The organism is Stenotrophomonas sp. GW821-FHT09E08 (assembly GCF_059416125.1).
The window spans coordinates 397,710-409,117 of record NZ_JBWKOO010000001.1 but is presented as its reverse complement, the minus strand read 5'-3'; the positions used below and the strand labels follow the sequence as shown (position 1 = coordinate 409,117).

The following is an 11,408-nucleotide window of genomic DNA, read 5'->3' as shown; positions in this document are numbered from 1 at the left end:
GGATGCTCAGCGGGCAGGGGACTTGCGGCGGGCGCGGGCTTCGCGCTTGAGCGGGCCACCGACCGGACAGACTTCAGCGGCCCAGGAGAACAGCGTATTGGCCAGGCGGTCCGGCACCTGCCGGAAGTACACGAACTGGCCACGCTTCTCGCGTTCGATCAGCCCGGCTTCCTCAAGGATGCGCAGATGGCTGGACAGCGCGGGCTTGCTGAAATCGAAGCGCTCGGCCAGTTCACCCGCGCTGAGCTCGCCGGCGCTGAGATAGGCCAGGATCTGTCGGCGGGCGGTGGAGGCGAGGGCTTCGAAGATGCGGTCCATGGCGAGCTAATTAACTAATTCGTTAATTGATAGTCCTCCCGCTACAGCCGGCTGTCAAGCGTCGGCCAGTTGCACGGCCCGCATGCCCTTTGCCATCCTCCCTGTTGCTTTCCGCCCTTGGAGTTCCGATGCGCGCTGCGTTCTGGCTGGTCCTGGCCCTGCTGCCCACCCTGGCAGTGGCACAGCCCGCGCGCACGACCAAGGGCAACGCCCCCGCGCAGGACCCCTTCAGCGAACTGTTCGATACCGCCTGCATGCAGCACATCGGTGCCCCGGCGCGGCTGCAGTCGTTGATGGAATCCAATGGACTGTCGCCATTGCAGCCTGCCGAAGCGGCCACGCTGCTGCAGGGCCAGCCGGGCGTGGCCTGGATGGTACCGCTGGCCAGTGGCCGCTATGCGGTGAGCTGGGCCGACGATGGCACCTGTACGGTATATGCGGAGAAGGCCGATGCGGCGGTGGTGCAGAAGGGCTTCGCACGGTTGATGCTGGCCGCACCGAAGCCATTGCAGGCACGTTCGTTGCCTGGGCGCGGACCGCTGTCGGCCGACCAGGTCGCCATCCAGTACGGCTGGGCCGCACCTGGCCAGAGCAGGCTGCAGGTCCGTTTCCGCCTGGTCACGCGGCAGGCACCGGAGGCCGGCGTGCAGGCGATGGCGTCGGCGACCCCGGGTGAGGCGATGCTGGAACAGGCCGCGCCCGGACGCTAGCGTCGGGCCAGGCGCGGGGCCACGCCCGCGATTCAGCTTTTCACCGGGGATGTGGTATATCGTTTATCAATAAATCCACCCCGGGGCGGCGAAGCCACCCCAACACCGGAGGCCGCTTGACCGCTCGTCCCGCCCGCGCCAGATCCGCGCGAGGCTTGTTCACCCTGGCCCAGGCCGCCGTACAGGCCGTCCGGGCAATGTGCTGGCTGGGCATCCTGGCCGCACTGCTGGCCGTGCCGCTGGTTGCCCACGATCGTCGCTGGCTGCTCGACAGCATCCACGACGCCAATGCTGCCGCCGCGCATGGCAACGACCTGTTCCTGCATTTCTGCCTGGGCCTGGGCGCGATCGTCGCGCTGCTGGTGCTGTGCCTGGTGTTCCTGCGCCACCTGCTGCGGCTGCTGGCATCGGCGGCACGCGAGCGGCCGTTCACCCATGCCAATGCGCAGCGCCTGCAGCGCATGGCGTGGTTGATGCTGGCGATGGAACTGCTGTCGATCCTGATCGGCGCCTACGCCGCATGGATGGGCCCGGACTTCACCTGGATGGAAGTCGGTGGCGGCATGTCGATCACCGGCCTGGTCGCGGTGCTGATGCTGTTCGTGCTGGCGCGCGTGTTCGCGGTGGGTGCGGCGATGCGCGATGACCTGGATGGCCTGATCTGATGGGTATGTACTGATGGCGATCGTCATCACCCTGGACCGCATGCTGCAGGAGCGGGGCATGACCCTGTCCGAGCTGGCCGGGCGCATCGACATCACCCTGGCCAACCTGTCGATCCTGAAGACCGGCAAGGCACGCGCCATCCGCTTTTCCACGCTCGATGCGATATGCCGCGAACTGCAGTGCACACCTGGCGACCTGCTCGGGCATGACCCGGCGCAGGCGCAGGAGGCTGACTGAGTGTTTCCCCTTTTCCCTTACCTACTGACGAAACGGACCTGAAATGGAATGGTTGGCTGACCCCTCGATATGGATGGGCCTTGCAACCCTGGTCGTGCTGGAGATCGTTCTCGGCATCGACAACCTGGTGTTCATCGCGATCCTTGCCGACAAACTGCCGCCGCACCAGCGCGATCGCGCGCGGGTGATCGGCCTGGCCCTGGCCCTGCTGATGCGGCTGGTGCTGCTTGCCGCGCTGGCATGGATCATGAAACTGACCGAGCCGCTGCTCACGCTGTTCGACCACAGCTTCTCCGGGCGTGACCTGATCCTGCTGGGCGGTGGTCTGTTCCTGCTGTTCAAGGGCACGATGGAACTGCACGAACGGCTGGAAGGCCGCGAGCATCACGAAGATGGCAAGAAGGTCTATGCCAGCTTCGCGATGGTGGTGGCGCAGATCGTGGTGCTCGATGCGGTGTTCTCGCTGGACTCGGTGATCACCGCGGTCGGCATGGTCGACAACCTGGGCGTGATGTATGCCGCGGTGACCATCGCGATGGTGCTGATGCTGGTGGCCAGCAAGCCGCTGACCCGCTTCGTCAACAAGCATCCCACGGTGGTGGTGCTGTGCCTGGGCTTCCTGTTGATGATCGGTTTCAGCCTGGTGGCCGAAGGCCTGGGCTACAAGATTCCGAAGGGTTACCTGTACGCGGCCATTGCCTTCTCGATCCTGGTCGAAGCCTTCAACCAGTGGGTGCGTTTCAACCGTGAGCGCAACGAGCGCCGCCAGCCGTTCCGCCAGCGCACCGCCGACGCCGTGCTGCGCATGCTCGGCGCGCGCCCGGCCAATGGTCATCACGATGAAGATGCGAACGAGCAGGTGGATGCCGAAGAGCGGTTGCAGCCGGCCGAGCACGAGATGATCCGCAGCGTGCTGGGCCTGGCCGATCGCCCGGTGTCGAGCGTGATGACCGTGCGTGCCGATGTGCAGTGGATCGACATGGCGCGTGGGCCGGAGGATGTGGTGGCACGCCTGGTGGCGTCGCCGCACACTCGCTTGCTGGTGGGCGATGGCGATCTGGACAGCCTGCGCGGCGTGGTACAGAGCCGCGACCTGCTGGCCGACCTGCTGCAGGGCAAGCCGCTGCAGCTGGAAGGCAACCTGCGCGAGCCGCAGTACGTGCTGTCCAGTGCCAGCGCATTGCAGGCGCTGGAACTGATCCGCCAGCACCCGGTGCCGTTGGCGGTGGCGGTGGACGAGTACGGCAGCGTGGAAGGCCTGGTGACCGCCAATGACCTGTTGGCGGCGATTGCCGGTGACCTGGTCGATACCCAGGACGAGCGCTATGGCGTGGTCGCGCAGGGTGAAAATTGCTGGGAGGCCGATGGCGCGCTGACCCTGGACGATCTGCAGCGGCTGACCGGTGTGTCGCTGCCGCGCAGTGACGACTACATGACCATCTCCGGGCTGGTGCTGGAACAGCTGGGCCGCCTTCCGGACGCCGGCGATGCGGTGGAGGTGACCGGTGTACGCGTCACCGTGCTGGCGATGGAGAAGCGCCGCATCACGCGGCTGCGAGTGGAGCGTCTCGACGGAATGGCTTGAGCCACCTGTTGTTGTAGAGCCGAGCCCATGCTCGGCTGCATGTTGAGAAGCCGAGCACGGGCTCGGCTCTACATTCAAAGCAGCGCCGCATGGCCCGGCTCTACACAACACCTCCCGCAACCGTCACCATGGCGGGCCCGTTTTCCTTCCCGGATGGTTGCAGTGCTGAGTACGATCGGTTTGTTGATGGGCCTGTACGTAGCCTGGCGCCTGTTCTGGCCACTGCGCATGCCCACCGGGCTGAAGGTCGTGCTGTCGCTGCTGCTGGTGGGCGTTGCCGTGCAGCTGCGCATCGTAGCCACCTTCTGGGGCACGATGGCCTCGCCGGAAATCCCGAAGCTGGCCATCGCCTCGTTGGCCACGGGTTCGACTGCCGTACTGCTGCTGGCGCTGGTCCTGCTGGTGCTGGACGCGGGCCTGTTGGTGTCGCGCATCCTGCGCAGGCCACGTGCTGTATCGGCGTTGCGCGCGCCGAAGCTACGCCCGGCGGCGGGTGTGCTGGCGCTGCTGGTCAGTGGCTATGGCGTCAGCCAGGGCATGGCCGTCCCCAAGCCCCGGCAGATCGAGGTGAGCATCGCCGGCTTGCCGGCCGCGTTCGACGGCTATCGCGTGCTGCAGTTGACCGACATCCATGCCAGCCGCCTGCTGACCGGTGAGTGGGTGCGCAGGGTGGTGGACGACAGCAACGCGCTGAAGCCGGACCTGATCGTGATCACCGGCGACCTGATCGACGGCAGCGTCGAGGCCCGCCGCGACGACGCGCGGCCGCTGGCCGATCTGCATGCACCGGACGGCGTCATCGCCATCACCGGCAATCACGAGTACTACGCGCAGTACCAGGCGTGGATGCAGGCGTTCCGCGCACTGCACATGCAGGTGCTTGAGAACAGCCACCTGCAGGTGCGGCGCGGCGATGCGGCGCTGACCATTGCCGGCGTCACCGACCCGGTGGCGGCGCGCTACGGCCTGCCTCTGCCGGACCTGGAGGCCGCGCTGGTTGGCGCCGATCCGGCCGCGCCGGTGATCCTGCTCGACCATCGCCCGCGCAACGCACGCGAGGCGGCCGCGCGTCGGGTGAAGCTGCAGCTGTCCGGGCATACACATGGCGGCCAGATCATCGGCATGGACCAGCTGGTGAAGCGCGCCAATGGCGGCTATGTTTCCGGCCGCTACGAGGTGGATGGCATGACACTGTACGTGAGCAATGGCGCTGGCCTGTGGGCCGGTTTCCCGGCACGAATCGGCGTTCCTTCGGAGATCACCCTGATCACCCTGCGCCGCGCCCCGTGACCCCTGACAAACCACATGGAAGAAACCATGTCCCATCCCCGCGCACCCATGGAACGTCTGATCCGCGCCAATGCGGACGAGATCAATCGGCTGCGCCAAGCCATCCGCGAAGCCGCTGGTGCGCGCTGGCGTGGCCCGGAAGAAATGCAGCGGCATGCGGCAGCCTGCGCGGAATACAACCAGCGCTATGAACAGCTTGCTTTCCCGGGTGGCTACGCCAACGCGCTGAGGCAACTTGCCGAACACGATCCAAATACGCTGGATGTCGTGCTGACCTTCCTCGAAGTGCGGCCGTATTTCTTCCGTTCCGGATACATGTGGAAGACGCTGCTGAAGCGCGCGCAACGGGTCCCCATGGGGACGAAGCAACACGCGCGGCTGCAGAAGATCCTCGATGACTACGCTGCCTATCGCGCGGGCCCCCGGTAGCTCTCCTTTATGCGAGGAGGTGGTTCCCATCAGCTGTCCCTGCGGCGCCTGATCGGTGATCATCTGACCTGGTTGCAGAGCCAAGGAACACACAATGCAGGGAACGCATCATTCAATCCGGCGTCTGCGCCTTGTCGCACTGCTGGTCGGTTTACTCGTACTGGCGGCCTGCCAGCGCACACCGGAAGCGCCAATCGAACCGCCCCCAGCGGGCAGGCCGCTTGCCGCGCCGAAAGCCACGACAGACCTCTCGCCTCTGCTCGATGCCTTGCCGACCTGCGCGCTGGAAGGCTGGTACATCGATCAGCAAACCGACCGCCCGGACCACCCCTGGCTGGCCGCGAATGCGCCACTGCCCTGCAGAAAGGACGAGGAGAACGAGATCGCCACGTTCTGCGTGCAGGGGCAGTGGAAGGGGCTGCCGGTGGAAGAGGTGATCCTGCCGACGATGACGTTCGTTTCGTTCCGTGGCGCGAAGATCGGCCTGCCGTTGGAGAAGGCGCGTCCGATCGTCCGCGAACGCTTCGAACAGGCGTTCCCGGGTGGTGCGGCTTACGAGCAGGGCCGCGAGCCGAAACTGATGGCCGATCCCGAAGATGCGCAGCGCTCATGGCTGTTGTGCAGCACGCCGGAGCCGGGGGACGATGTGGGCAGCCGGGGAGGCGTCAGCTACTCGGGCGTGAATCTGCCCTACGACCACGACGGCTGCAGCTACCGCTACAGCCCGGTGGACTTCTGCGATGCGCGGCATCGGGCAGCCATCGAAGATGCGCTTCAGCAGCAGAAACCCAATTTCAACCAGCACTACCTGCTGGTGCAGGTCGATGATCGTCCCGAGTACTTCCAGCGTACGCTGGTGCTGGTCGATACCCGCACGGGCAGGGCGACGCCACTGCCGTTCGATGCCTTCACCGGGCCAGCAGGGAAAGGCGGAGATGCCACCGGCTATGGGACACTGGAAACGGGCGTGGACCAGCCGCAGTTCTGCCTCGATGGCGCGTTGCTGGTCTACCGTGTGTTCGAGGAAGGCCGCTTCTGCTTCGGCTTTGACGGTGAACGATTCACCGGCCATGAAACCCAGTACATGCAGGCGACGGATAGCCGATGACCGGTATTTCACCCCGGCCATGACATCCTCCCCCGAACCTGCACAATCGGGATCGAGGCTGTTGAGGGCGAACACGCAATGACCGCGGCGCGGCAGCGCTCGATGTGGGTGGCCGGCCTGTCCACGGTGGTGGAGTGGTACGACTTCACCTTGTATCTGTACTTCGCCACGGTGCTGTCGCGGGTGTTCTTCGGCGGCGGCAAGGAGGCGATGCTGGTGACCCTGGCCGGGTTCGCGGTGTCCTATCTGATGCGTCCACTGGGTGCGCTGTGCTTCGGCCACCTGGGTGACCGGCTGGGCCGGCGCTGGATGCTGCTGGCGTCGATGGCCTTGATGGCGGCGGCGATGCTGGCCACTGCGCTGCTGCCGACTGCGGCCACCGCAGGTGCCACGGCGGGAGTGCTGCTGCTGGTGCTGCGCTGCGTGATGGCGTTCTCGGTAGGAGGCGAATACACCGGCGTGGTGGCGTACCTGCTGGAAAGCGCGCCGGTGCGGCGACGCGGCCTGGTGACCTCGCTGGCTTCGGCGGCCAGTGAAGTGGGTGCGCTGCTGGCAGTGGCGATCTCCGCGCTTACGGTTGCGCTGCTGCCCAGCCCGCAGCTGGACAGCTGGGGCTGGCGTATTCCCTTCTTCGTCGGCGCGGCGTTGGCGGTTGTGATCCTGGTCGCGCGCTCGGGCATGCACGAGTCGCCGGAGTTCGAACGCCAGCGTCGCGAGGGCAGTATTCCGGCTACGCCGCTTCGCCACGTATTGCGTAACCATCTGCTGGCGGTGGCACGCACCTTCGCGATCTCGGCGCTGGGCTCGATCACCTACTACGTGGGCATCACCTATGTGCCGGCGTTCCTGCATGCACAGGGCCACGACGAGGGCGATGCGTTGTGGCTGTCGACGATTGCGGCAGTCGCGGTCATCGCGATCACGCCATTGTGTGGTGCCTTGTCCGATCGCGTAGGGCGACGGCCGATGCTGCTGGGCCTGACCCTGCTGGCAGCGCTGCTGCCGCTGTCCCTGTTCGCGTGGATGGCGCAGGCGACGGCGCTGGGCATCGCGCTGGCGGCGGTGTTGCTGGCCTGTGTAGCCGGTGGTGTGAGCGCGGTGGCGGCCCCGGCCACGGCCGAGCAGTTCCCCGGCGAAGGCCGGGTCAGTGGGCTGGCACTGGGGGTGACCATGGCCACCGCATTCTTCGGCGGGGCAACACCCTGGCTGGCGCAATGGTGGGTGGAGCGCAGCGGCTGGGCGGCCGCGCCGGGCGCGATGATCGCGCTGGTGGCGGTGCTGGTGTTGCCAGTGCTGTGGACCCTGCCCGAGACGGTCCCGGGCAGGGCCAAGCGCTAGGCGATCAGACCTTCAGGGTCTGCTCGATGTCGGCCAGTACGGCGGCCGCATCCACGCCGATGGCAATCGACTGCAGTACATGGCCGTCCCACACGCTGGGACCAAAGCCCATGCCTTCCGGCTTGGGAATGGTCATCCCACGGGCAACGCCATCGGTGGCCACGCGCACGCTGGCACGTTCGAACTGGAACAGCTCCGGGCGGGTCAGCGCGATGCAGGCGCAGCAGTCATGCACGACCATGCCCTTGTGGCCGGCCTGCAGGTAGAAGTCGACGTAGTCCTGTGACAGCGCACGGACCAGCTCGGCGTCGGCACCGCCGAGGGCGGCCAGCTTGTCCAGGCCGTCGCGGTTCATTTCCACGCGGGTGGTCACGTCCAGGCCGATCGCGGTGACCGGCCAGCTGGCGGTGAACACCACGTCGGCGGCTTCGGCATCGCCCCAGATGTTGGCCTCGGCGGCCGGGGTGATGTTGCCGTTGACGTGGAAGGCGCCGCCCATGATCACCACGCCGCGCACCAGGCCGGCGATGTCCGGCGCCTGCTGCAGGGCAAGGGCCAGGTTGGTCATGCGGCCGACCGCGACCAGGGTCACTTCGCCCGGATGGGCGCGGACCAGGTCGATGATCAGCTGGTGGGCGGGGCGTGCGTCGGCAGCCACGTCCAGGTTGGCCGGCACCGGGTGGTTGCCCAGGCCGTTGTGGCCGTGGATGTGTACCGGCCAGGCTTCCGGGGTGGCTTCCGGCTGCAGCGGGCCTTCCGCGCCGCGCGCGACCGGGGCGGCAAAGCCCCAGGCCTGCTTCAGGTACAGCGCATTGTGGGTGGTCGACTCCACCGAGGCATTGCCGAAGGTGGTGGTGACGCCGATCAGGTCGATCTGGGCGTGCTTGTGCAGGTACAGCAGGGCCAGGGCGTCGTCGACGCCCGGGTCGGTATCGAAAATGACTTTCAGCATGTTGTTGTTCTTCTTCTTCCGTGTGGTGCAGGGGGGCCGGCGGCCTTGCGGGCAGGCCGGCGCGCCCTACATTGTCCCATCTTCATGACAGGCAGGGCCATTGCCGGGGTGGCAGGCCATAATGCCCCCAGTCCAGGCACGGAGCCGCCGAATGCTGATCGTTGCCCTTCTGCTGGTCCTGCTGGTGCTGGGTCTGAACGTGGTGGCCACCGTGGTGATCGCGCAGCGTGACGGCCTGACGGCGGGCGGCCGGACGGTGCAGTTGCTGCTGGTCTGGCTGCTGCCGCTGGTCGGCGCGATCCTGTGCATGGCGGTGGCCACGGCCGATGGCTCGGGTCGCCGGGGGGATGGCGGCGCAAGCTACGACAGCTCAGGCGGATATTCCGGTGACAACCACAGCCATCACAGCCACAGCAGCTCCGACTGCAGCAGTGATGACGGTGGGGGTGACGGCGGCAGCTGCGGTGGTGGCGATTGATGAGACGTCCCAGGGTGTCGGTCAAGGTCACGTCCTGGTAGTGCCGGCCGCTGGCCGGCAACCTCAACAGCTCAGCCGCCGCCTGCGGTCGGCAACGGTGCGGGAACGTTCAACAGGCCCCCTGCCGCCACGTAGGCGGCCAGTGCCTGGCCCTGGCTCAGCAGATGGCGTTCCATGGTGCGCTCGGCAGCCTGTGCGTCGCGGCGGCGGAAGCACTCCATCAACTCACGGTGTTCGGCCAGTGACTGCGCGGTGCGCCCGGGGGTCAGCAGCTGACGGCCGCGATGCATCTTCAGGATGCGGTGCAGATCGTGGGTGATGCGGATCAGCCACGGGTTACCGGCGTAATGCTGCACGGTTTCGTGGATCAGGTAGTTGTTGCGGTAGTACTCGGCGATGTTGCCCTCGGCTGCTGCGGTTTCCATCGCCGCATGCAGGTCTTCCAGCTGCTGCACGCCGGCGTCGTCGATGTGCTTGACCGCCTCATGCGCGCAGCGGCCTTCCAGCATCGCCATCACCGGGAACAGCTGGTTGAGGTCTTCCAACGTCAAACGGGTGACCCGGCTGCCACGACCGGCATCGATCTGCACCAGGCCTTCGGCTGCCAGCAGCTTCAGCGCCTCGCGCAGCGGTGTGCGGCTGATGCCCAGTTCTTCGCACAGCGCGGGCTCGTCGATCCACTCACCGGGCGGCAGTCGGTAGTCGTAGATGCGTTCGCGCACGTGTTCGGCCACCTCTTCATACAGAGGCGCGCGCTTCTTCGGTGAACGTGGGGCAGGGGCAATAGCCATGCGCAGAGTGTAACGCCAGGTCGTGCCGACCAGCGGTCGGCACGACCGGATGGCGGTTACATCCAGCCCGGTACCACGAACACCAGCCAGGCCAGCAGCGGCCCCAGCGCCACCACCAGTCCGCTGTAGACCAGGAAGCGGCGGAACAGGGTCTCGCGTTCTTCCTTTGCGGCGGAGGCCACCACCAGTGCGCCATTGGTGGAGAACGGGCTGACATCGACGATGGTGGACGATACCGCCAGCGCGCAGATCACGCCGGCGGCGCTGAGGTGACCCTGCATCAGGAACGGCACGGCCAGTGGAATCGTCGCGCCCAGCACCGCTGCCGACGAGGCGAATGCGGAGACGATGCCGCCGACGTAGCAGACCAGCAGTGCGCCCAGCAGCGGGATGCCGATGTCGGAGACACCATTCCCGATGAAGTCCACAGCGCCAGCATGTTCCAGCACGCCGATGTAGGTCACCACGCCACAGATCAGCAGTACGGTGGACCAGCTGATGCCATCGACCGCGCCTTTCTGGCTCTGCGGCGAAAGCAGTGCCAGCACCACCGCCACAGTGATCGACACCAGACCTACGTTGAGGTTGTAGATCAGCGCGGCCACGCCCAGGCCGAGCAGACCGATCAGGGTGAACAACCGTTCGCGGGTCAGGCTCACCGCATCCAGTGCCGCCGGATCATTGCTGAGCGTGCCGCCGCCTGCTGCGACCAGCGCGCCGTGGCCTTCGATCGCGAACTGGCGCGACGACGCCTGCGGGCCACCGGCCATCGCCAGCTCCGCGTTGCCGACTGTTCCCGCCGCGGTGATCGAACCACGACGCAGCAGGGCGACGCCACCGAAGGCGAAGAAGCAGATCGTCGCCATCATGAAGTTGAAGCCCAGGCTGGTCAGGAACACCGCCATCTCGGTCACCTCCAGCCCGGCCTTCTGCACCACGCCGTTGGTGATGCTGCCATACACGCTGATCGGCGAGAAGCCGCCCGCCTGTGCGCCGTGGATGACCAGCAGGCCCATCATCAGCGGGTTGATGTTGTACTGCTTTGCGAAGCGCAGCGCGACCGGGCCGATGATCGCCACCGCTGCCGGGCCCAGCGCACCGAAGGCGGTCAGCACCGCAGTGATCACGAACATCACCCACGGAATGGCCACGATATGGCCGCGCACGGCTTTCACTGCCCAGTGCACCAGCAGGTCGATGGTGCCGTTCTTCTGCGCGATGGCGAACAGGTAGGTGATGCCGACCAGGGTCAGGAACAGATCGCCGGGGAAGCCGGCCAGGACTTCCTTGCCCCCCATGTCGACCCACAGCCCGCCGATGATGAAGGCCAGCGCGAAGGCGACGGCGCCCATGTTGATCGGCATCGCGGTGGCAACGATGAACATGATCACCAGACCGATGATCGTTGCGATTTGTGGACTCATGCGCCCTCCCAGACACGTGGCTCACGTACAGCGCGGATGGAGACCCGCCATCCCGGGGTAAGGCGACGTACTGCGTGTTGCG

At 66.5% G+C, this 11,408-nt stretch carries 13 protein-coding genes; 9 read left to right on the top strand and 4 right to left on the bottom strand.

Features of this window, described 5'->3' with window-relative positions; translation table 11 throughout:
* Positions 1-6: 6 nt before the first annotated feature.
* Positions 7-318 carry a metalloregulator ArsR/SmtB family transcription factor gene (locus AC07M7_RS01925; RefSeq protein WP_004147836.1) on the bottom strand — a complete coding sequence of 104 codons (312 nt, stop codon included), beginning with the start codon at positions 316-318 and terminating at the stop codon, positions 7-9.
* A gap of 128 nt (positions 319-446) precedes the next feature.
* Between AC07M7_RS01925 and AC07M7_RS01920 the strand changes: the two genes are divergently transcribed.
* The 8 genes from AC07M7_RS01920 (at position 447) to AC07M7_RS01885 (ending at position 7,681) form a co-directional block, all read left to right on the top strand.
* Complete coding sequence (locus tag AC07M7_RS01920) at positions 447-1,028, top strand: NMCC_0638 family (lipo)protein (protein ID WP_253078442.1); 582 nt, start codon at positions 447-449, stop codon at positions 1,026-1,028.
* Between the two features lie 197 nt (positions 1,029-1,225).
* Complete coding sequence (locus AC07M7_RS01915; RefSeq protein ID WP_495206660.1) at positions 1,226-1,693, top strand: DUF2975 domain-containing protein; 468 nt, start codon at positions 1,226-1,228, stop codon at positions 1,691-1,693.
* A gap of 13 nt (positions 1,694-1,706) precedes the next feature.
* Positions 1,707-1,931 carry a helix-turn-helix domain-containing protein gene (locus AC07M7_RS01910; protein WP_032127628.1) on the top strand — a complete coding sequence of 75 codons (225 nt, stop codon included), beginning with the start codon at positions 1,707-1,709 and terminating at the stop codon, positions 1,929-1,931.
* 43 nt (positions 1,932-1,974) lie between these two features.
* Entirely contained in the window at positions 1,975-3,516 is a 1,542-nt protein-coding gene (locus tag AC07M7_RS01905; protein WP_495206620.1) for a TerC family protein, read from the top strand.
* 153 nt (positions 3,517-3,669) lie between these two features.
* Positions 3,670-4,806 carry a metallophosphoesterase gene (locus tag AC07M7_RS01900; RefSeq protein ID WP_495206619.1) on the top strand — a complete coding sequence of 379 codons (1,137 nt, stop codon included), beginning with the start codon at positions 3,670-3,672 and terminating at the stop codon, positions 4,804-4,806.
* Between the two features lie 27 nt (positions 4,807-4,833).
* Entirely contained in the window at positions 4,834-5,235 is a 402-nt protein-coding gene (locus AC07M7_RS01895) for a hypothetical protein (protein WP_495206618.1), read from the top strand.
* A gap of 94 nt (positions 5,236-5,329) precedes the next feature.
* Entirely contained in the window at positions 5,330-6,343 is a 1,014-nt protein-coding gene (locus AC07M7_RS01890) for a hypothetical protein (RefSeq protein WP_253078438.1), read from the top strand.
* A gap of 78 nt (positions 6,344-6,421) precedes the next feature.
* Positions 6,422-7,681, top strand: a complete 1,260-nt coding sequence (locus tag AC07M7_RS01885) for an MFS transporter (RefSeq protein ID WP_495206617.1) — start codon at positions 6,422-6,424, stop codon at positions 7,679-7,681.
* 4 nt (positions 7,682-7,685) lie between these two features.
* On the opposite strand, the gene AC07M7_RS01880 is transcribed toward AC07M7_RS01885, so the two are convergent.
* Positions 7,686-8,633: a nucleoside hydrolase gene (locus AC07M7_RS01880; protein ID WP_495206616.1), complete on the bottom strand. Its 948-nt coding sequence runs from the start codon at positions 8,631-8,633 to the stop codon at positions 7,686-7,688.
* 151 nt (positions 8,634-8,784) lie between these two features.
* Here AC07M7_RS01880 and AC07M7_RS01875 point away from each other — a divergent pair, with 151 nt between their 5' ends.
* Positions 8,785-9,111, top strand: coding sequence for a hypothetical protein (locus tag AC07M7_RS01875; RefSeq protein WP_495206615.1), 327 nt, complete (start codon positions 8,785-8,787; stop codon positions 9,109-9,111).
* Positions 9,112-9,182: 71 nt separating this feature from the next.
* Here AC07M7_RS01875 and AC07M7_RS01870 read toward each other — a convergent pair whose 3' ends face one another.
* Complete coding sequence (locus AC07M7_RS01870) at positions 9,183-9,902, bottom strand: GntR family transcriptional regulator (RefSeq protein ID WP_046985729.1); 720 nt, start codon at positions 9,900-9,902, stop codon at positions 9,183-9,185.
* 56 nt (positions 9,903-9,958) lie between these two features.
* On the bottom strand, positions 9,959-11,326 hold the full coding sequence (locus tag AC07M7_RS01865) for an SLC13 family permease (protein WP_495206614.1): 1,368 nt from the start codon (positions 11,324-11,326) through the stop codon (positions 9,959-9,961).
* Positions 11,327-11,408: the final 82 nt, after the last annotated feature.